Here is a 21843-nt window from a genome sequence, read left to right on the forward strand (position 1 = left end):
CGTTGCTATTTTTTCGGGATACTGTCAAGCCAACAAAATGCCTATGTTTGTTGACCCTAAGCCGCCAAGCCAGTACCTTTACTTTAACTTTCACCCGCTTCGGAATGCGTCAATGTCACAAGAACTTGAGTTAAAATTACTGATTGCTCCTGAAAAACGAGATCAAGCTTTAAAAGTGTGTCAATCACTGGCTGATGCCCGTTCAGGAACCACGCAAAAAACACAGTTTGAACTCAGAAACAGTTATTTCGACACATCCGATTTGCGTTTGCGTCAGTTTGATATGGGATTACGCATACGCAGCCATAAAGATCAAAAAGAACAAACGATTAAGTTAGCCGGTCGGGTTATGGGCGGTATGCATCAACGGCCGGAGTACAATGTAAATGTTGAGAGCGAAAAGCCCGATTTAACATTGTTTGATAGTGAGATTTGGCCTGACGACTTTCCGGTTTACGACATTCAGCGTGACTTAGAAACTATTTTTGTGACTGACTTTACGCGCACCCGCTGGCGCCTGCCTAGCGGTGATGGCGTGATTGAAATGGTGCTGGATGAGGGACAAATTCAAGCCGGCGAAAATTCAGAAACTATTTCTGAAATTGAGCTGGAGTTACAGGGTGGCTCGATAGATGATGCGTATCATTTAGCACATCAGCTGGTGAGTAAAGTGGAGGCGAAAGTCGGCTCTTTAAGTAAAGCTGCGCGGGGCTATATGCTGGCTGGTAAGAGTTTGCTGGAGCCTTTTACTCAAATGCATTATGTGCCGTTGGAAGGTGACTTTACCATTGGTCAGGCCTTGTATCGTGCTGTTGAATACGGGTTAAGGCATTGGCAGCACAATGAGTCCTGTTTGCTTTTTAATCCGAGTGTTCGCGCGGTTCAAGGACTTGCTGATGGTATTCAATTAGTGCGAGTTGCTCTGGAACAATTGATTGAACTGGGTGTTGGCGAGCGTCAATTATTGAACAATTTAGCTAAAATCACTGAGCAGTTACAGTGGCTGAAAAACTTTGAAGGGCTTGATGAGCTAACGGCAGAAGATGGAGCCTACCATAGAGCCTTAAAGCGTTATGAAAAGCTGTATGAAAGCTTACAGAACAGCCAGGAAGATGTGATTCGGTTAAATGAAGTTGCAGAGGTGGTGGCGTCTGTGCGTTATCAAACAACAGTCCTGAAGCTGTCACAGTTTTTAATTGAACAGGAAATGACAGAAGAGTTGTCTCAGCCAGTATCGCCTTGGTGCAGTCAATTGCTTAAAAGCGACTGGCAACTCGTGCAAACGGCTTTTTCTGAGCATGAGAAATTAAATGAAGAAGGCTACTTAAAGTTATTGAAGCCATTGCAAAACAGTCTGCTGATGGGGACTTGTTTTGGTGAGCTGTTCGACGACGATGTACGCGAGAAATTCCGTTTACCCTGGCAGGATTTAGCGCGCGGTATTCGAGAAATTACCGCCCTGCATATTTTGCATGAACGCATTAAAGAGCGTGGTGACGAAGACTTGGACCGTTTGCTAGAGTGGCAAAAAATGCAACGAGAGTCCTTGTTGAAGGCACTGGAATACTCAAGAAAGGCAGCGTTAAAGCGTGATCCGTATTGGTTTGCCTAATGCTTAAGCTTAACTCCTATTTAGAAACACACAGTGAGTCTGCCTGGGAGCGCTTCGAAGAAGCTAGTGAAGTTTCGCTTACTGAGCCCCAGCAGCAGGCTTTGCGCGCACTTTTTGCGGTAAGCCCTTTTATTGCGGGCGTCGCTGAGCGCTATCCCCATCAGTTGCTCGCTGACTTTTTTGCCAATGACGGTGCTATTGCTATAGATGATAGCAGCGTATATGAAAGTAAGCTCAACAAACTACTCAGCGAATGCGACGACGACCGCCGTGCCAAATATAAACTGCGGGAGTATCGTCATTGTGTCATGGCGAAGCTGGCGGCAGCAGATATTCTTGGTCAATTACCTATTACTGAAGCGTTAAGACATTTCAGTATTTTTGCCGATGCCGCTATTGAGCAAAGCCTCAGTTGGGCCTTTAAACGATTAGTAGCCAAGCATGGTACGCCTCGGGACAGCAATGGCGAGGCCATGCCTATGCTGGTTATTGGTATGGGAAAACTTGGCGGGCGTGAGCTCAATTTTTCTTCAGATATTGATCTTATCTTTGCGTACCCTGAGCAGGGAGAGACCGAGGGACCCGGTCGTAATTTAGAGCACAGCGTGTTCTACAAACGATTAGCGCAGTTGTTTATTGCCTTGCTCGATGAAACAACCGCCGATGGTCAGGTCTTTCGGGTCGATATGCGTTTACGGCCTTTCGGTCAGTCTGGCCCGCTGGTTACCAGTATTAACGCGCTAGAGCATTATTATCAGGAGCAAGGGCGCGACTGGGAGCGCTACGCAATGGTAAAAGCCCGCCTTATTGGCGCAAGTGCCGTGGACGAGAAAATTTTCTATGATTTGATACGACCTTTTGTTTATCGTCGTTACATTGACTTTAGTGCCATAGAAGCGCTGCGCAAAATGAAGTTGCTTATTACCCAGGAGACGCGGCGACGAGGGGTCAAGAACAATATCAAGCTGGGCGCCGGCGGTATCCGCGAGGTGGAGTTTATTGTTCAGGCGCACCAGCTTATTCGGGGCGGTCAGGAAAAAAGTTTACAAACACGGTCGTTGTATAAGGCAATTAATGGTTTGGTTGAGCTAGAGCTCATAGAGAAAGAACGAGCGGACAAGCTGATTGAGAACTATGAGTTTTTACGCACTATAGAGCATCGTTTGCAGCAAATCGATGATGCACAAACGCAGCAGTTACCCGACGACGAACTGGGTCAGGAGCGGTTGCGGTGTATGTTGGGCGAGGCTGACTGGGCATCAGTGCAAGCGCGTGTGGATGACTGCATGGCGAGCATTCACGAAGAGTTTCAACAAGTCGTTGGTGAACAGTCCGAAGACGATGAAGAAGAGCAGTCGCTGCAAGTGCTTTGGCAGGATATGCTGGAAGACGACGCGGCTATCGAGATTCTGGAAGCAGAAGGGGTTGATGAACCGGAACGTTTATGGCGGCTGATTAATGACTTTCGGCAGGAGAGTCGGCGTCGAAGTTCCGGGCCAAGAGGACGCGCAGCAATGGCACGCTTAATGCCAATGATGCTAAGACATGCGGTTCAGCATCAACATCCCGAACGACTTCTTGAGCGGCTGCTGTCTATTATTAAAGCCATAATGAGTCGTACGGCCTACATCGAATTATTGGCGGAAAACCCTGGTGCGCGCACGCAACTGTGTAAGTTGTGTATGGCCAGCCCCTGGATCTCGAATCAGCTGGCACAGCATCCACTGTTACTCGACGAGCTGATTGACCCTCAACAGCTCTATACACTGCCTGAAGCGAAGAATTACGATGCGTTACTGCGTGAATATTTAGTTCGTATTCCAGAGCAGGACTTAGAAACGCAGATGGATGCTCTCAGGCAGGCAAAACAGGCGCTACAGCTTAAAATTGCCGCAGCCGATATCAGTAACGTCCTGGAGCTTATGAATGTCAGTGATCATTTAAGTGCCCTGGCAGAAGCTATTATTCAAGAAGTGATTGGTCTGGCTTGGTACCAGTTAACCCAGAAGCACGGCAAACCAGAGGGAACCAGTGTTGAGAATACCGGCTTTGGGGTTATGGCTTATGGCAAACTGGGTGGAGAAGAGCTTGGCTACGGCTCCGATCTCGACTTGGTGTTTGTTACTGATTCGACCTACGAGGGGGTCACTGACGGCAATAAGCCTATTGAGGTTCAGCAGTTCTACTTGCGTTTGGCGCAGCGCGTACTGCATCTATTTACTACGCGAACGGTTGCCGGTGTGTTATACGATGTTGACCTTCGTTTACGACCGTCCGGGCAGTCAGGGTTGTTAGTCACTCGGGTGAACTCCTACGCACGCTACCTGCATGACGATGCCTGGACATGGGAGTTACAGGCACTGGTGCGAGCTCGCCCAGTTTATGGTAGTAAAAGTATTAGAGATACGCTGATGGATATCCGGCGGGCAGCTCTAATGCAGCCCAGAGACGCCGAACAGCTGAGAAAGGATATTGTGTCTATGCGACGCAAAATGAAACATCACTTGTCAGCCAGTCGCATAGATGCGTTTGACTTGAAGCAGGACGATGGTGGTATTGCGGATATTGAGTTTATTACTCAATACCTTGTGCTTAAATATGCGCATACACACCCCAGCTTGTGTCGCTACAGCGATAATATTCGACTGTTAACCGAGGCTCAGCAAGAACATTTGCTAGACGATGTTGATGCCCAGAATTTGGTGAATGCGTTTCAGATATTTCGTTGTGAGAGTCACGCCCTGGCGTTGCAGGGAGAGCAGCTTTTAGAAAAGCACAACTTAGACGCAGAGCGCCAAGCTGTTATTCGTTGCTGGAATAAGCTGCTTGGCGACACTGAGATAGAACCTACTGATAATAACTAGGCATATCGGCGTCAGGCCGCGTTTTAAACCGGCGATGAACCCACAAGTATTGCTCGGGAGCTTTTTTTACAGCCTCTTCGACTAGAGTGTTGACGTAGCGAGCGTCCGCTTTGTCGTCGCCTGACGGGAAGTTTTGAAGCTCGGGTTCGTAATATAAGTCATAGCCCGTACCGTCTTTGCGGCGAACACAGCGAGATACCAACACTTTGCAATTAGGTGCGTTGGCGAACAACATAGTGCCAGTGGTGGTTGAGGCGTCAGGGACCTCAAAGAATTTAACGAACTCAGTACGGCGGCGGCCGTAATCCTGGTCAGGTAAGTAACCGGCAATATCGCCTTGAGACAGAGCTTTAAGCATGCCTTTAACGTCTTTCCGCTGAATCATGTATTTATTGGAGCGAGCACGTCCGCGAGTTTGCAGAAACTCCATTACTGCGTTGTTATGAGGGCGATACAAACCAACAGCAGGCTCTACAAACCCGTGCAAGCGAGCATGCACTTCCAGGCTGAGAAAATGAAACAGCAATAACAACACGCCACTGCCGTCTTCCTGGGCTTTGCGCAAGTTCTCCTCACCGTGAATATGAAGCTTGCGACGAATGCGCCAGTCCGGCCACCACCAAGCCATACCGACTTCAAAATAAGCGATACCGGTGTTCTTCATATTCTCTGTAACCAGCGACTCGATCTTCTCGTCACTATAGTCAGGAAAACAGAGCTTTAAATTAGTGCGGGCAATATTAACGCGCCGGGGCATAAGCTTTTTAAACAGTAAGCCAAGACCACGCCCCATAGCCAGCTGTACACGATAAGGCAGCCAGGAAACGGTATAAAGGATAAGAACGCCAAGCCAGGTAAGCCAGAACTTTGGGTGCAAAAAATAGAATTTAAATTTGGGTTGTTCAATCACAACAAGAACCGTTGTTGTTTATTAAATTGGAGCGGATAGTAACATAGAATTAAGGGAGGCAGGCACCACTAACGGGACGTGGTGCCTGTGGTCAGCGGAGTTAGTCTGCCGCAGTTCCTTCGACGTCTTCAGACAAACTGCTGTTAATTGCCAGTAGGTCGTTTTCCTGAAGCTGTCCTGCCGCTTGCTCTAAACGTAGCATTTGGCGAATATAGCCATAGCGAGCTTCTGATAAGTTACGCTTAGCGTTATACAGGTTTTGAGTGCTATTCAGTACGTCAACGATAGTACGGGTACCGACTTCAAAACCTGCCTCTGTTGCTTTTAAGGCACTTTCTGCTGAAACTACAGACTGCTGGAATGCGCTAATACTGGCAATTGACGCAGATACTTCGTAGTAAGCGTTACGCACTTCACGCTCGATTTGGCGACGTGTCTGAACCATTTGCTGGCTAGTTGCAACGTAGTTGTCACGCGCTTGAGAAACTTCAGCTGAGGTGCGGAAGCCTGAGAAAATAGGTACGCTGACGTTTAGACCAATTGAACGGCTATCAAGACGGCCCGTATCTGGGGATGGCTCACCTTGTATTGTTCTATCGGTATCATTGGCTGAATAGTTCGCTGATAATGACACAGTCGGGTAGTGACCCGCTTGCTGAAGCTTAATTTGCTGTTCAGCAATCTCAACCTGCACCATGCTCTCTAATAAGCTTAGATTACTATTTTCCGCTTTCTTTACCCATTTCATGACATCTTCCGGTGCAGGGTCACTGGGCGAAAAGGTTTCGGTGTCTAATGCGGCCAGCGTCTGTGGGTATTGCCCAGTGATTTCACGAATGCTTTCGTAAGCAATTTCTACGGCATTACGAGCCTGAATTTCACGGGCGACGGCGCTGTCATATTGTGCTTGTGCTTCGTGCACGTCAGTAATGGCGGTTAAACCAACAGAGAAACGTTGTTTGGTTTGCTCAAGCTGACGTTTAATGGCTTTTTTCTCGGCTTCAGCAAATGACAGGTCGTCTTTTGCCTGAAGTGCCTGGAAGTAAGCGTTTACAACACGCAGCATTAATTCCTGCTGAGCATTACTGTATGAAATCTCGGCTTGATAGGCTTGCTTTTCAGCAATGTCAGCGTTTTTCCAGACGCTCCAGTCAAAGATACTTTGGTTTAAAGTAACGCCTGCTTGCCAACCACTACTATCTATTGCAAATTTCTGGATTTGATTGTTAACAAACTGTGGCGAGTCACTCGTAGACTCACTATAACCAGCTTCACCGTTAACCTGTGGTAAGAACCCTGACTTGGCAATATCGACGCCTTTTTGGGTTGCATTACGTTCAGCCGCAGCTCTTAACAACGTAGGGTCGTTATCAACCGCTAAGCGGTAAATCTGAGCTAAATCTTCGGCATTTGATGTAAAAGAGACTGTAGTTAATGCAATTCCTACAGCCGCTGACAAGAAGTGCTTTTTCATGGTAGTCAGTGTCCCGTTACTTGACATGCAATAGTCTTAAAGTGATTGCGCGTTAGTTTACATACAGTGTTGAATGATTACCAGTGTAATTGATTCACGCTGATAATTTAAGCAAAACATGGTTTCAGAATCTGCTCAAGTGTAACAGAATGTTTGCTGTATAGTAGATCATAAAATGGATGCGACTTCGTAGAAAAAAACGTCGAATAGGTAAGGAGATGCGATGACCTCAAGACTGACTCGAAAAGATGTTGAACTCGACAAAAAACAGCCGCTTTATGAAGGTTTTTTGTCGGTTTATAAATACAAACTCAAGCACCGTTTGTTTCAAGGCGGTTGGAGTCAGCCAATTGAGCGTGAATTGATGGAGCGTGGCCACGCTGTCGTGGTGATACCTTATGATCCTGTTCGCGACGAGTTAGTCGTGCTGGAACAGTTTCGGGTAGGTGCATTAGATGACCCTAACGGACCTTGGCTATTTGAATTTGTCGCAGGCATGTTTGACGCTGATGAAAGTGCTGAAGAGGTCGCAACACGAGAATTAAAAGAAGAAGCAGGACTGGAAGCCAAACAGTTGATTTACGCAACCAGCTACTACTCGAGCCCGGGCGGAACCGATGAGAAACTGACCATTTATATTGCGGAAGTCGACACGAGTTTAGCGGCTGATTTTGGTGGCCTCCCTGAAGAAGACGAAGACATTAAAGTGCATGTGTTACCGAGTAAAGATGCTATTGGTATGTTGGAGCGCGAGGAAATTAATAATGCGGCAAGCGTTATTGGGTTACAATGGTTGTTATTACACCGTAATAGCGTATTCAAAAATAAGCTAAGCTTGTAAGGATCCGTATGCAGCAGCGGTATGTTGTCGACGTAGCTGAGTTACACCGGCTGAATGAGCTGAATTATGCAGCTCTATTGCCTTTTGTACCGGGTGACAGTGACTCCGCTAAAAGCGAAGTCATTATTCAGGCCGGTGAAGGACTGGTGTTTGTGGTAAAACGTGCCGACAGTTCGCGCTATACGACGGATATATCCATTGAGCAATTAAAGCCCAGCTGGGCGGATTACTTACGCGCTAAAATGACGGTACGCTTATACCATGATGTGCGTATGGCAGAAGTATTAAAAACACAGGGTATTACGAAGTTAGAAGTTCATTATCGTCAACCTAATAAAGAAATGCGTCATCGCGATGAAAAGTACCAGGCGAATCAGTTTTTGTCGGACTGGTTACAACTGTGCCGTAAGCAAGGTCGCATTCAACCCGAGCTGAGCGAGTCAGTGCAGAAATTTATGCCTTACTACTTCAAATAGACGACGGTTAGCGGTAAATTGTCAGTCAACTTTGCGGAGCGAGCTACAACAAAAAAACAGGGACTCATGACAGACTACAAATCCGATTCTATTGAGGTGTTGAATGGCTTAGAGCCGGTTCAGCGCCGTCCCGGTATGTATACCGACACCACGCGACCCAATCACTTAGGTCAGGAAGTTATCGATAACAGTGTGGATGAGGCACTTGCCGGCCACGCTAAAAGCTTAGTGGTTATTTTACACACCGATCAATCCTTAGAAGTCATGGATGACGGTCGTGGTATGCCTGTGGATATTCACCCGGAAGAAGGGGTTCCGGGTGTCGAGCTTATTATGAGCAAATTGCATGCGGGCGGTAAGTTCTCGAATAAAAATTACCAGTTTTCCGGTGGTCTGCATGGTGTTGGTATCTCTGTTGTTAACGCGCTGTCGAAGCGTGTTGAGCTCACCATTAAGCGAGATGGTCAGGTTTACGAAATGGCTTTCGAAAATGGCGACAAAGTCTCTGAACTAGAAGTCACCGGCACCGTTGGAAAGCGCAATACCGGAACCAAAGTCCATTTTTGGCCAGACGCTCAGTATTTTGATTCCTCAAAGTTCTCTGTTACCAAGTTGAAGCACCTGCTTCGGGCGAAGGCGGTGCTATGTCCCGGGTTAAGTATTACCTTCAAAAATAAGGTCGATGACACCGAAGAAACCTGGTTTTACGAGGACGGCCTGACCGATTACCTGATTGAAGCGGTAAAAGAGGTTCCTACTTTACCGGAAGACCCATTTAATGGCTCTTTTAGCTCGCAAACCGAAGGGGTTGAATGGGCGGTAACCTGGTTACCGGAAGGTGGTGAGGGCCTATCTGAGAGTTATGTAAACCTGATTCCAACGCCATTAGGTGGTACGCATGTTAATGGCTTGCGGCAAGGTCTTTTAGAGGCTATGCGGGAGTTTTGTGAGTTCCGTAACTTGCTGCCACGAGGAGTTAAGCTGACACCTGATGACGTGTGGGAACGCTGCTCTTATATTTTGTCGACTAAGATGCAGGATCCCCAGTTTGCCGGTCAAACTAAAGAACGACTGTCGTCGAGACAGTCTGCCAGTTTTGTTTCCGGGGTGGTAAAAGATGCATTCAGCTTGTGGCTGAATGAGCACACCGAGCAAGCTGAGTTATTGGCCGATGTGTGTATTAGTAACGCGCAGCGTCGCTTACGAGCAAGCAAGAAGGTTGTTCGTAAGAAAGTCACTCAGGGGCCTGCGCTTCCGGGTAAGTTAACCGACTGCTCAAGTCAGGATCCATCAAGCAGCGAATTGTTTTTGGTGGAAGGTGACTCGGCAGGTGGCTCAGCAAAGCAAGCCCGTGACCGAGAGTTTCAGGCAGTTATGCCGCTGCGCGGGAAGATTCTTAACACCTGGGAAGTCGATCCGGAACAAATTCTGGGCTCACAGGAAATTCACGATATATCCGTTGCTGTGGGCGTTGACCCGAACAGTGTCGATTTAGACAAGCTTCGCTACGGTAAGATTTGTATTCTGGCCGATGCCGACTCCGATGGGCTGCATATAGCGACTTTGTTGTGTGCACTCTTTGTGAAGCATTTCAGACCGCTGGTTGAAAATGGTCATATTTTTGTTGCCATGCCGCCGCTTTATCGAATCGATGTGGGCAAAGAGGTGTTTTATGCCCTCGATGAAGACGAAAAACAGGGCATCTTAGACCGTATTGAAGCTGAGAAGAAAAAAGGCAAAATTAACGTTCAGCGTTTCAAAGGCTTGGGTGAAATGAACCCGCTGACGCTTCGTGAAACGACTATGGACCCGAATACACGTCGATTGGTGCAGCTGACTATAGATGATGCAGAAATGATGGAAGAGCTAATGGATATGTTGCTGGCGAAGAAGCGCGCGAGTGATCGCCGCACCTGGCTGGAGAGTAAAGGCAACATGGCCGATTTGGCTGAACTGTAGGCTGCTTAGTAAGGAGAAGTGAGAATGTCGACGGAGATTACCGAAACACGCCCCCTCAGCCGCTTTACTGAAGAGGCCTACTTAAATTATTCCATGTACGTCATTATGGACCGGGCATTGCCGCATATTGGCGATGGTTTGAAGCCGGTTCAGCGACGTATTGTTTATGCAATGTCGGAGCTGGGCTTATCGGCTTTAGCGAAGTATAAAAAATCCGCCCGTACAGTGGGTGATGTGCTGGGTAAGTTTCACCCTCATGGTGACAGCGCGTGTTATGAAGCTATGGTACTCATGGCGCAGCCATTCTCGTATCGACATCCGTTGGTGGATGGTCAGGGTAACTGGGGCTCTCCCGATGACCCTAAGTCGTTCGCAGCGATGCGTTATACCGAAGCACGACTGTCTAAGTTTAGTGAAGTTCTGCTGAGTGAATTAGGGCAAGGCACTGCTGACTGGATACCTAACTTTGATGGCACCATGAAGGAGCCCAAAGTACTGCCCGCTAGGCTACCTCATATCCTGTTGAATGGTGTGACGGGTATTGCCGTAGGTATGGCCACGGATATCCCACCGCACAATGCCCGCGAAGTGGCTAACGCTTGTGCCATGTTACTGGAAAAGCCAAGCAGCACGCTCGAAGACATTATGGACGTGTTAAAGGGGCCGGACTATCCGACCGACGCAGAAGTCATTACGCCTGCCGACGACATTAAGAAAATGTATGAAACAGGTCGCGGCAGTATAAAAATGCGTGCTTCTTATGAAGTTGACGATGGCGAAATCGTTGTTACTGCGTTACCCCACCAAGCCTCGGGCGCAAAAGTGTTAGAGCAAATTGCTCAACAAATGCAGGCGAAAAAATTACCGTTGGTATCTGACTTGCGAGATGAGTCTGACCACGAGAATCCAACTCGATTGGTTATTGTCCCTCGCTCAAATCGCGTTGATACCGAGCAATTAATGAACCACTTATTCGCGACAACTGACTTAGAAAAACAGTATCGCGTTAATTTGAATATTCTGGGGCTGGACGGTCGTCCTCAAGTTAAGCCGTTACTGGGGCTGCTAAAAGAGTGGCTAGAATTTCGTCAGCAGACGGTTACTCGCCGTTTGCAATACCGTTTAGACAAAGTACTGGCGCGTCTTCATATTCTCGAAGGCTTGCTTATTGCGTATCTTAACCTTGATGAAGTCATCGAGATTATTCGCACAGAAGATAAGCCTAAAGAAGTCTTAATGTCGCGCTTCGAGCTGTCAGACAAACAGGCCGAAGCCATTCTTGAGTTGAAGTTACGTCACTTGGCGAAGCTGGAAGAGCAGAAGCTGAAAGGTGAGCAGGACGAATTAAATAAAGAGCGCGAGCAGCTTGAGAAAATTCTGGGCTCAGACCGACGTTTGAAAACCTTGATTCGCAAAGAACTGCTTGCCGATGCTGACACTTATGGTGACGAACGTCGCTCGCCGTTGGTTGAGCGTAACGAAGCAAAAGCATTGAGTGAGCGTGACTTAACGCCTGCAGAAGCCGTTACTGTCGTGTTGTCGAAAAAAGGCTGGGTGCGTAGCGCGAAAGGTCATGACATTGATGGTGAAAAGCTTAGCTATAAATCCGGAGACAGTTTCCTTGGATCAGCTGAAGGTAAGAGTAACCAGCCAGTTGTGTTTATTGACAGCTCTGGGCGCAGCTTCTCGTGTGAAGCTCACTTGTTGCCCTCTGCAAGAAGTCAGGGAGAGCCGTTAACCGGACGCTTTAGTCTGGTCTCAGGCGAAACGGTCGAACATGTGTTAATGGGTAAAGACGACAGCTGTGTCTTGTTGGCATCCGATGCGGGTTACGGTTTTATTTGCCAGTTTAGTGATTTAGTCAGCCGCAATAAAAACGGTAAGGCGATTATTACCTTGCCAACCGGAGCTAAAATACTAGAGCCAACTCAGGTAAACAGTATTGAAAATGACCGCGTTATTGCCGTATCCAATGAAGGCCGTATGTTGGTCTTCCCGGTGGCAGATTTACCACAACTGAGCAAAGGTAAAGGGAACAAAATTATTAATATCCCAGCGTTAAGAGCACAGTCGCGGGAAGAGTATGTGGTGGCCCTGGCGACAGCCGCGCCGGACAAAGCGGTAACGCTAATGGCCGGGAAGCGGAAGTTGACTTTGAAGCCGGCCGATCTTGAGCACTACCTGGGCGAGCGAGGGCGCCGGGGTAACAAACTGCCCAGAGGTCTTCAGCGAGTCGACGATATTATCGTTGAAGATGAAGAGTAAAGGCGGGGAGTTGTCATGTTAGCGGTGCTGAGGTGGTTGTTTTTAGGTGGCTTCATTGTTGTGTTTGGTATCGTTGGCTGCCTGTTTTGCATTATTCGACCCTTTCACCGAAACAACACGTATCGGTTCGCTCACATTTTTGGGTGGGCGACTCGGGTCTTGGGAGTAAAGATTGAAGTCACTCGTCATCCGGATATTGAACGTGGCGGGCCTTATGTGTTTGTTTGTAACCACCAGAATAGCTGGGAAATATTCACTATCGCGGCTATGTTGCCGAAGAATACGGTGACTTTGGGTAAGAAGAGCCTACGCTGGATTCCGTTTTTTGGCTGGCTGTACTGGTTGGCGGGAAATATTCTCATCGACCGGAAAAATGCGGGCAAAGCACACGGTACAATTGCCCAGACTGCGAATGCGATAAACCAACGTGATATTTCCGTGTGGATGTTCCCTGAAGGTACGCGTAGTTATGGGCGTGGATTGCTGCCTTTTAAAAATGGTGCTTTTCATACGGCGTTTCGGGCACAGGTAGATGTTGTTCCTGTTTGCGTGTCAGAGCTGCATGGGAAAATTAAAATGAACCGTTGGAACAATGGTGTATTAAAAGTGGCATTTCTTGAGCCGATTCGCATCGCAAACTACCAGAAAGAGAACTTGCGCGACTTAAGCCGCCACTGCCATGACATTATGGACAGCAAAATTAATCAGTTAAACGAACAAGTGAAGAAGGAAAGCGAATGAGCCAGTCTCTGAATGAGCTACTTGAGCAAAACGAACAAACGATTAACGCACTCATCAGTGACGGTGCTGAGCCTGACGTTCTTTATGAGATTGAACACCACCTTGCTTCTACAGACTTTACTAAATTAGAGAAAGCTGCGGTGGAGCTGGTGAAGCTGGGTTACCATGTTGATGACGCTGACGAATTTGAAGACGAGCAGGGTAAGCGCTGGTTTGCGTTCATCGCTGCGACGGATGCTGAACTCGATAATAATGTGTTAGCGCGTCAGGTAAGAGAAATTGCGGATGTTGCTGACGAGTGTGACGTTGAGTATGACGGCTGGGGTACCATGCTGGATGACGATGAACTGGATGACGAATACGATGATGGAGAGGAGTGATCCTCTCCACCGTCAATTTGTTACAGCCCTTTTTCTTTCATCATTTCTCGATACTCTTTACCTAAAGACTGCTTTTCAGAGTCCTCTAAAACCTTTCCAGCTTTCTGGAAGAACCCTTGTTCCTCGTCTTCCAAATGATGCAGTACTTTATGCTTTAGGTTTTTAAGGTGTTGCAGCCAACCTGGAGACGACATATCCGTTTTTTCTAAGGCCTCAATAAGCTCGTCAATTTCATGGTGCTCGGCAATGCCATGGCGCGACATCTCAATAGTTGCGTTATCTTCAATTAAAGGGTTATAGAAATAACGCTCTTCCGCCGCAGCATGTTGTTCCAATTGAGTTTTCAATTGCTGGTAGTACTGCTCGCGCTCTGGCTCGTTACCTGATGTGTCCAGTAAAAGGTCTAAAAGCTGACGTTGTTTATCATGGTCAACTCGTAGCTCTTCAAAAATAGTCATGGCTCTCTCCCTTGTTATCGGTATAACCGTTGATACGAGCTTATGGCAAAATTAGATTAAGCGCATACAAAAACGCCCAGCTTAATAGCCGGGCGTTTGATTATCGTCAACGTGTTAAAGTGCGCTAATTTTTTCCTGCTGCTCTTTCAGCTGGCTTAGCGTTGCCTCAGCTTCAGCAAGCTTTTCACGTTCTTTTGCTATAACAGCTTCAGGCGCTTTATTAACGAAGTTTTCGTTGCTGAGTTTACCGTTAAGGCGCTGCCATTCTTTCTCAGCCTTTTCAATAGCCTTCTGCAAGCGCTGTAGCTCAGCGTCCTTGTCAATTAAGCCGGCCATTGGAATGTGCAACTTCAAGCTATCGACCAAGGCCGTCATGCTGGCAGGTGCTTCATCATCGCTATCAATAAACTCAATAAATTCAAGCTTGGCCAGACTGCTCAGGAAGCTTTCGTTATTCTCTATACGTCCCTTCGCCATAGCGTCGGCGTTCGACAACAATAACGACAATGGTTTATTTGGCGATAAGTCCATTTCACCACGAATATTACGGATAGCCAGAATAACACGCTTTAACCATTCCATATCCAGCATGGCTTGCTCATTAACCGAGCTTTGTACCTGCGGGAACGGTTGCAGCATAATAGTATCGCCTTCAACGCTCGCTAGCGGCTTGACCCTTTGCCAAATGGTTTCAGTGATGTATGGCATAATTGGATGAAGCAAACGCAGAAGCTGTTCCAAAATGCTGACCAAAGTATGGCGGGTACCGCGCTGCTGAACCTCTGTACCATTCTGCAGAACTGGTTTGGTGAGCTCTAAGTACCAGTCGCAGAATTGGTTCCAGGTGAACTCATAAGCAATGGCTGCGGCCTGGTCAAAACGGTAGCTCTCCAGCGCCTGACGGAACTCTTTCACCGTACTGTTAAAGCGCGCGATAATCCATTCGTCAGCCAGTGATAACGTCATTTCACCGCCGCTTTGACCGCAATCGTGTTCTTCTGTGTTCATAAGCACGAAGCGGCTGGCATTCCATAGCTTGTTACAGAAGTTACGATAGCCTTCCAGGCGTTTCATGTCCCAGTTGATATCACGGCCGGTTGAAGCCAACGCCGTTAGCGTAAAGCGCAGTGCGTCGGTACCATGGGCTGTAATGCCTTCCGGGAATTCTGCGCGAGTACGCTTTTCAATTTTTTCGCGCATTTTCGGCTGCATCATATTAGCGGTACGCTTGGCGACTAATTCGTCAGCGCTTATGCCGTCAATCATGTCCAGAGGATCCAACACATTCCCCTTGGACTTAGACATTTTCTGGCCTTCCTCGTCGCGAATAAGACCCGTGACATACACCTTTTTGAAAGGCACTTGAGGTTTACCCTCATCGTCTTTCATGAAGTGCATGGTCATCATTATCATGCGGGCAACCCAGAAGAAAATAATGTCAAAACCAGTCACCAACACATCGGTAGGGTGGAAAGTTTTTAAGTCATCGGTGTTCTTCGGCCAGCCCAGCGTAGAGAATGTCCAAAGTGCTGACGAGAACCAGGTGTCTAAAACATCCTCGTCCTGCTGAAGGGCAGTGTCACCTAAGTTATATTTTTCACGAACTTCTTCTTCGGTACGGCCGACATAAACATTGCCGCTTTCGTCATACCAAGCCGGTATGCGATGTCCCCACCAAAGTTGACGGGATATACACCAGTCCTGAATGTCGCGCATCCAGCTGAAGTACATATTCTCATATTGCTTGGGAACGAACTCGATGCGGCCGTCTTCTACCGCTTCGGTCGCCTGTTTCGCCAACGGCTCAACACGAACATACCATTGGTCAGTCAGGTGAGGCTCAATAGGCACACCGCCACGGTCACCATAAGGGACTTTGTTGGTATGTTTTTCAATCTTTTCCAATAACCCCAGCTCGTCAAATTCAGCAATCAGTTGTCTGCGGGCTTCAAAACGCTCTTTGCCTGCGTATTGGCTCGGTAATGTTCCGTCAAATCCGTCAAGTTCACTCAGTGCTTCGCCAGTGCTGGTGTATAACCCGGCTTTTTCCATAACGTGAGCAGTGTCATCGAAAATTGATATCATGCCGGTTTGGTGGCGCTTGCCAATTTCGTAATCGTTAAAGTCGTGAGCTGGCGTCACTTTTACGCAGCCGGTACCAAATTCGCTATCAACATGATGGTCGGCGACGATAGGAATACGACGGTTTACGATAGGCAGATTAATGTGCTTGCCGACTAAACGTCCAAAGCGCTCATCGTCTGGGTGAACAGCCACGCAGACATCACCCAGCATGGTTTCTGGTCGCGTCGTCGCAACAACTAAATGGTCTTTGCCGTCTTCGGTTTTCTCACCGTCAGCAAGTGGGTAGCGTAAGTACCAAATAGAGCCCTGTTGTTCTTTGTTTTCGACTTCCAGGTCTGAAATGGCGGTTTGCAATGCCGGATCCCAGTTGACCAGTCGTTTGCCGCGATAAATTAAGTTTTCTTCATGTAGCTTCACAAACACTTCGCGAACGGCGTCGGACAGGCCTTCGTCCATGGTAAAACGCTCGCGATCCCAGTCTACAGAATCGCCTAAACGACGCATTTGCTGAGTAATAGTACCGCCGGACTGATGTTTCCATTCCCAAATTTTATCAATGAAGGCTTCTCGACCTAGCTCTTGCCGTGTTTGATTTTGGGCCGCCAGTTGGCGCTCCACCACCATTTGTGTAGCAATGCCCGCATGGTCTGAGCCGACCTGCCACAAGGTATTTTTACCATCCATACGCTGATAACGAATAAGCGTATCCATGATGGTGTGTTGAAACGCATGGCCCATATGCAGACTGCCGGTCACATTGGGCGGCGGGATCATAATGGAGTAAGAGTCACCTTGGCCGCTAGGCTTGAAGTACCCTTTTTCTTCCCATTGTTGGTAAAGGTTTTGCTCTATATCTGCAGGGGAATATGTTTTATCCATAATGACCTTACTTCTGTTCGGATATCAGGGGTACGGTGTGCATTTGGCAACCGCGAGCCCGGTAATGTTTGTAACGTTCTCTGGCAACTGCTTTGCCGTCATCTGACACTGGCACAATGTCGTACAGTTGCTGACTTTGTTGCGCCTGTACGGGTACTTCATTGGCTAAATTGAATAGCGCATAACCCGGTCTACTTGAGCCTGGCTCCGTTTGTGGCCAACCAATTTCAACCGGAGCACCGGTAGAGGCGCCTTCGCCGACTAAGTTGTGCGGAATGAAAGCATCAGCAGGACGCTGCCATAGCAGTTCATCCAGAGCTTCTGCCTGGGCTTGACTTTGAGCCCAGACACGCAATCGCTTATGTTTTCTGTACAGTTCAGCGATCTTATCGCAAATTAACGCATTTTGCTCATCCTCTGATGCTTCCGGCATCAGAAAAAACGTAGCTGAGGGCATATTATTCGGTAGCCTCGCTCGAGCAACGGTTAATTAAGAACTGAGTCAATAAAGGCACCGGGCGTCCCGTTGAACCTTTTTCTTTACCACCTTGCCAAGCTGTGCCGGCGATATCCATGTGAGCCCAGTTGTACTTTTTGGTGAAGCGCGACAGGAAGCAAGCCGCAGTGATAGTGCCCGCTTCGCGGCCGCCTATGTTCGCCATGTCCGCAAAAGGACTGTCCAACATCGATTGGTACTCGTCCCATAACGGCATACGCCAGGCTTTATCGCCGCTTTGCTGGGCTGCGTTTAACACTTCGTGTGCCAGTGGGTTGTGCTGACTGAGCACCGCAGAAGCGTGACTGCCCAGAGCGATAACGCAGGCGCCTGTCAGTGTTGCCAAGTCGATAACAGAGTCTGGCTCAAAACGTTCAACGTAAGTTAGTGTATCGCACAGTACCAGGCGGCCTTCCGCGTCAGTATTGAGGACTTCTACGGTTTGTCCGCTCATGGTTGTGAGAATGTCGCCGGGGCGATAGGCCTTGCCGTCCGGCATGTTTTCACAACCAGCGACTGCACCAATAACATTTACAGGCAGTTGTAGTTCGGCCAACGCTTGCATAGCACCCAGTACGCCGGCTGCACCGCCCATATCGTATTTCATTTCGTCCATGTTGGCGGACGGCTTAATTGAAATACCACCGGAATCGAATGTCAGGCCTTTACCAACAAGAACAATGGGCGCTTGGTCATCAGGCGCACCTTTATAATGCATTAGAGTCAGCACTGACTCATGCTCAGAACCTCGACCAACGGCTAAATAAGCATTCATACCGAGCTTTTCCATCTCGGCTTCTTCAACCGTCGTGACGCTCAGGTTATCGTAGCCCTCTGCCATTTTTTCGGCCTGCTCGGCCAGGTAACGAGGTGTACAAATGTTCGGTGGCATATTTGCCACATTTCGGCATACATCCATGCCCGCTGATACTGCTAGCCCATGTTGAACCGCTTGTTCACCCAAAGTAAGTTCTTTGCGGCTCGGAACGTTGAAGATTAACTTGCGAAGCGGGCGGCGGGGCTCTTCCTTCTTGCTTTTGAGCTCGTTAAAGTTATATAAAGCTGCCCGGGCGGCTTCAACGGCCTGTCTAACTTTCCAGTAGGTATCACGACCCTTTACGTGTAGCTCGCTTAGAAAGCATACCGCTTCCATCGAGCCGGTTTCATTTAACGTGTTAATAGTACGCGCAATAATTTGGCGGTACTGTCGCTCGTCAAGTTCACGCTCTTTACCGCAACCAACCAGTAATACCCGTTCAGCTAAAATGTTTGGAACATGATGCAATAAAAGAACTTGTCCAGACTTACCTTCTAAATCACCACGGCGCAATAAATTGCTTAAATAGCCATCACTGACTTTGTCCAGCTGTTCAGCCACACCAGATAATCGGCGGGGTTCAAAGACACCTACGACAATACACGCAGAACGTTGTTTTTCCGGATTACCACTTTTGACGCTGAACTCCATGACAGTGCTCCTGTTTCAGGTGGCTTTAATGCCTGCTATAGTTTAGCTCTTAAGACATTTTGTTGTTAAAATAACAAGTTTACTTAAAAATCGCAGCTATTCCAGTAAAAACCTAAGTTACATGAGTGAACATTAGTGCGCATATTTCGGTATTTAATCAGTGAAACACTAAAGTCGCAGCTTGCTGTGCTCTTTATTCTGATGGCTATTTTTGTCAGTCAGAAATTTGTACGTGTGTTGTCCGATGCCTCTGAGGGAGATATTCCCGGCAGTGTTATTTTTCAATTGTTGTCGCTGAATTTACCGGCACTGCTGGCTTTAATTCTTCCTTTGAGTTTATTTTTAGGCATTTTGCTGGCCCATGGACGTATCTACGCTGACAACGAAATGACTATTTTGCACGCCTGTGGTGTCAGCGAGTGGTATGTTACTAGGGTGACTCTGGTCTTGTCGCTGGTATTGGCATTAGTGACTGGGGCGCTGACTTTATGGGCGGTGCCCTGGGCGCTTGAGCAAGAGCAGCAAGTTGAAGAAAAAGCTCGTTCGGATAGCGGCTTGACGGCGTTAATGCCGGGGCGCTTCCAGCAAGCCAGTAACCAAAAGGCGGTTATCTTTGTTCAAGACGTGAATGAAGAAGGCGAGTTGCAAGAAGTTTTTGTTGCGCAACATAGTCACGAAGGCAATGAGCTACGTGCGGGCAGTGTCGTTATGGCGAAGACTGGACGTGTTATTAGCGAAGACAGCGGTTCTCAGTGGCTGGAACTGGGAGAGGGAAACCGCTATGCCGGTGACCAAAGTAGCTATCAGACGATGACCTTCGATAATTATCGCCTACAAATAAAAGAGCAGGAAGCCGACGGTCAGGCACGAAAACTGGAAAATTACTCTACGCTGGAGTTATTAGAAACTCCGGGGAATGCGGCTGTAGCAGAGTTTCAATGGCGTATTGCTATTCCTTTGGCAATGCCGTTATTAACGTTAATTGCGGTGCCGCTTAGTCGCGTAAATCCAAGGCAGGGCAAGTTTGCGCGAATGGCTCCGGCTTTCTTGATCTACCTTGGTTACTTTCTGGTGTTAATGGCCGCTAAGGCCGCAGTGCGAGATGGCGTGATACCGTCGGTAATAGGCCTTTGGTGGATCCATTTTATTTTGCTGATATTCGGCTTTATTTTAATCGGTAAAGGTAGGCCGTTGGGCTTGAAGCTCTTGTCACGTTTTAGTGTCCGGAATAAGCGGGGTTAACGATGTTAAGTATTCTGGATAAATACATTGGCCTGACGGTACTAAAAACCTCATTAATGAGTTTGGCGGTACTGACCGGATTGTCTTCGCTGATTCGTTTTGTTGAACAGTTAAAGGCCGTTGGCCGGGGAAACTACGATACCCTGGATGCGGCGTTATTTGTTTTTTACAGCTTACCGCGTGACGTGGAATTATTTTTCCCTATGGCGGCGCTACTTGGCGGCTTGATTGGTGTCGGTATGCTGGCGAGCAACTCTGAGCTCGTTGTTATGCTTGCTGCCGGCCGTTCGCGACTGAATATTATCGCCGCTGTTATGAAAGTCGCCATTATTATGATGGTTGCCGTAATGGCGATTGGTGAATGGGTTGCCCCACCTATGGAGTCCAAAGGTCGTGCAATTCGCTCACAGGAAATTTCTGGTGGTAGCTTAATTTCGGCTCAGCAGGGTGTTTGGGCAAAGGACGGTTCTGACTTTATCCATATTGGCGAAGTGGAAGACACCGGGCGCCTTAATAACGTTATTATTTATGACTTTGATGAGAACCGTGAACTTCAAAAAGCAACCTACGCCCAAACTGCGCTGTTTACTAACGGCGCATGGCGTATGCAGGATGTTGTTATTACAGAATTGAGCGCAAGTCGTGTCAGCTCAACTCGAAAAAACAGTGTGCAGTGGCAGTCGACGTTAACGCCGGATAAGTTAGGCGTCGTAACTATTAAGCCTGAATCTTTGTCGGTTTCTGGTTTGTTGGATTACCTGAATTACCTGGAGCTTAATCAGCAATCTGCCAAGCGCTATGAGCTCGCTTTATGGCGTAAGCTGCTTGCTCCAGTAACGGTTGCGGTTATGTTATTGGTTGCATTGTCCTTTATTTTTGGACCGCTTCGCTCAACAACTATGGGGGCTCGTATTTTGATGGGAGTCATTACCGGTTTCGGCTTTCATGTCAGTAATGAGATATTCGGACCCTTAGCGCAGGTGTATCAAGTTCCCGCTTTCCTTGGCGCGTTACTACCCAGTATTGTATTTGCGGCTCTTGCTGTGTACTTTATGCAGAAGAAAGCAGGGTAATAAAGGCACTGGAGCGAGCCCTAAAGCTCGTTCCAGTAAAATAGCTGATTAGCTTCTTTCGATAAGGTCACAACTTCAGTACCTGCTGCATAGTCATGCCAGGCTCGGCGATTTTTAAAGTCAACTAAAACCCATAGGTTCCCAAGCCCCGCACAGCAAGTCAGCAGTCGAATAATGGTTTGCTTTAATGTTAAGCGACTGCCATCACGATTTTGTAACTTTAGACGCCAGGCTCTCATACCAATGGTTTGACCCGAGCGCTTCCAGAACCAGCCAAAGAAGAGAGTTAATACACTGATTAAGTAGATGCTGTACCAGGGCCCCTGGGCAAGCCATCCGGCATGATCCATTTCTTCACTGAGCTCGACCCAATTCAGAGCAGTTAAGGTTGCCGCAAAGCCTAACGCCAGCGCTGAGGAGAGCATGATAATAGCGACAGCCACTAAAAAATCGTATACCCAGGCGGCTAAGCGACGGAGGAAACCAGCGCTTGGAAAACTGGCGTGTAATTCTTGAGCGTTTAATGTCATTGTAGAGAGTTCTCTGTTATCGATGGCGTTATATTAACACGGAGGATACCGGCTGACATTAACTCCCGATTACAAGCAATATGGTTAATG

At 47.9% G+C, this 21843-nt stretch carries 17 protein-coding genes; 10 read left to right on the forward strand and 7 right to left on the reverse strand.

Annotation, left to right across the window (positions count from 1 at the left end; all coding sequences use genetic code 11):
* Positions 1-37 precede the first annotated feature (37 nt).
* Positions 38-1612 carry a CYTH domain-containing protein gene (locus tag BLT32_RS09810; protein WP_244887045.1) on the forward strand — a complete coding sequence of 525 codons (1575 nt, stop codon included), beginning with the start codon at positions 38-40 and terminating at the stop codon, positions 1610-1612.
* On the forward strand, positions 1612-4476 hold the full coding sequence (gene glnE / locus BLT32_RS09815; RefSeq protein WP_053954159.1) for a bifunctional [glutamate--ammonia ligase]-adenylyl-L-tyrosine phosphorylase/[glutamate--ammonia-ligase] adenylyltransferase: 2865 nt from the start codon (positions 1612-1614) through the stop codon (positions 4474-4476). Before BLT32_RS09810 ends, glnE begins: the two co-directional genes overlap by 1 nt.
* On the opposite strand, the gene lpxL is transcribed toward glnE, so the two are convergent.
* The gene (gene lpxL, locus BLT32_RS09820; RefSeq protein ID WP_053954160.1) at positions 4460-5386 is read right to left on the reverse strand and encodes an LpxL/LpxP family Kdo(2)-lipid IV(A) lauroyl/palmitoleoyl acyltransferase; all 927 of its coding nucleotides are present in this window, start codon (positions 5384-5386) and stop codon (positions 4460-4462) included. The two genes, glnE and lpxL, sit on opposite strands and share 17 nt — an antisense overlap.
* 100 nt (positions 5387-5486) lie before the next feature.
* Positions 5487-6860, reverse strand: a complete 1374-nt coding sequence (gene tolC / locus BLT32_RS09825) for an outer membrane channel protein TolC (protein WP_053954161.1) — start codon at positions 6858-6860, stop codon at positions 5487-5489.
* 223 nt (positions 6861-7083) lie between these two features.
* Between tolC and BLT32_RS09830 the strand changes: the two genes are divergently transcribed.
* The 6 genes from BLT32_RS09830 to rraB all read left to right on the forward strand — a co-directional run bounded on the left by BLT32_RS09830 (position 7084) and on the right by rraB (position 13522).
* Positions 7084-7701, forward strand: coding sequence for an NUDIX domain-containing protein (locus BLT32_RS09830; protein ID WP_053954162.1), 618 nt, complete (start codon positions 7084-7086; stop codon positions 7699-7701).
* 8 nt (positions 7702-7709) lie between these two features.
* The gene (locus BLT32_RS09835) at positions 7710-8177 is read left to right on the forward strand and encodes a DUF1249 domain-containing protein (protein WP_053954163.1); all 468 of its coding nucleotides are present in this window, start codon (positions 7710-7712) and stop codon (positions 8175-8177) included.
* A gap of 66 nt (positions 8178-8243) precedes the next feature.
* Positions 8244-10136 carry a DNA topoisomerase IV subunit B gene (gene parE, locus BLT32_RS09840; protein WP_053954164.1) on the forward strand — a complete coding sequence of 631 codons (1893 nt, stop codon included), beginning with the start codon at positions 8244-8246 and terminating at the stop codon, positions 10134-10136.
* A gap of 24 nt (positions 10137-10160) precedes the next feature.
* Entirely contained in the window at positions 10161-12401 is a 2241-nt protein-coding gene (gene parC / locus BLT32_RS09845) for a DNA topoisomerase IV subunit A (RefSeq protein WP_053954165.1), read from the forward strand.
* A 15-nt stretch (positions 12402-12416) separates the two neighbouring features.
* A complete protein-coding gene (locus tag BLT32_RS09850; protein ID WP_053954166.1) occupies positions 12417-13142 on the forward strand; it encodes a 1-acylglycerol-3-phosphate O-acyltransferase in 726 nt (241 codons plus the stop codon).
* Positions 13139-13522, forward strand: coding sequence for a ribonuclease E inhibitor RraB (gene rraB, locus BLT32_RS09855; RefSeq protein WP_053954167.1), 384 nt, complete (start codon positions 13139-13141; stop codon positions 13520-13522). Before BLT32_RS09850 ends, rraB begins: the two co-directional genes overlap by 4 nt.
* Before the next feature lie 20 nt (positions 13523-13542).
* Here rraB and BLT32_RS09860 read toward each other — a convergent pair whose 3' ends face one another.
* From BLT32_RS09860 to pepA, 4 genes are all read right to left on the reverse strand, one after another.
* Positions 13543-13980 carry a hemerythrin domain-containing protein gene (locus BLT32_RS09860; RefSeq protein ID WP_053954168.1) on the reverse strand — a complete coding sequence of 146 codons (438 nt, stop codon included), beginning with the start codon at positions 13978-13980 and terminating at the stop codon, positions 13543-13545.
* Positions 13981-14094: 114 nt separating this feature from the next.
* A complete protein-coding gene (locus BLT32_RS09865) occupies positions 14095-16944 on the reverse strand; it encodes a valine--tRNA ligase (protein WP_053954169.1) in 2850 nt (949 codons plus the stop codon).
* A gap of 7 nt (positions 16945-16951) precedes the next feature.
* Complete coding sequence (locus BLT32_RS09870) at positions 16952-17401, reverse strand: DNA polymerase III subunit chi (protein WP_053954170.1); 450 nt, start codon at positions 17399-17401, stop codon at positions 16952-16954.
* Between the two features lies 1 nt (position 17402).
* Positions 17403-18908, reverse strand: coding sequence for a leucyl aminopeptidase (gene pepA, locus BLT32_RS09875; RefSeq protein WP_053954171.1), 1506 nt, complete (start codon positions 18906-18908; stop codon positions 17403-17405).
* Between the two features lie 135 nt (positions 18909-19043).
* Between pepA and lptF the strand changes: the two genes are divergently transcribed.
* Positions 19044-20150 (forward strand): LPS export ABC transporter permease LptF, encoded by a 1107-nt coding sequence (gene lptF / locus BLT32_RS09880; RefSeq protein WP_053954172.1) that lies wholly within the window; start codon positions 19044-19046, stop codon positions 20148-20150.
* 2 nt (positions 20151-20152) lie between these two features.
* Positions 20153-21223 (forward strand): LPS export ABC transporter permease LptG, encoded by a 1071-nt coding sequence (lptG, locus tag BLT32_RS09885; protein ID WP_053954173.1) that lies wholly within the window; start codon positions 20153-20155, stop codon positions 21221-21223.
* A 20-nt stretch (positions 21224-21243) separates the two neighbouring features.
* Here lptG and BLT32_RS09890 read toward each other — a convergent pair whose 3' ends face one another.
* Entirely contained in the window at positions 21244-21753 is a 510-nt protein-coding gene (locus BLT32_RS09890; RefSeq protein ID WP_053954174.1) for an RDD family protein, read from the reverse strand.
* Positions 21754-21843 lie beyond the last annotated feature (90 nt).

It is taken from the genome of Idiomarina zobellii, assembly GCF_900100855.1.
Taxonomy (GTDB): domain Bacteria; phylum Pseudomonadota; class Gammaproteobacteria; order Enterobacterales; family Alteromonadaceae; genus Idiomarina; species Idiomarina zobellii.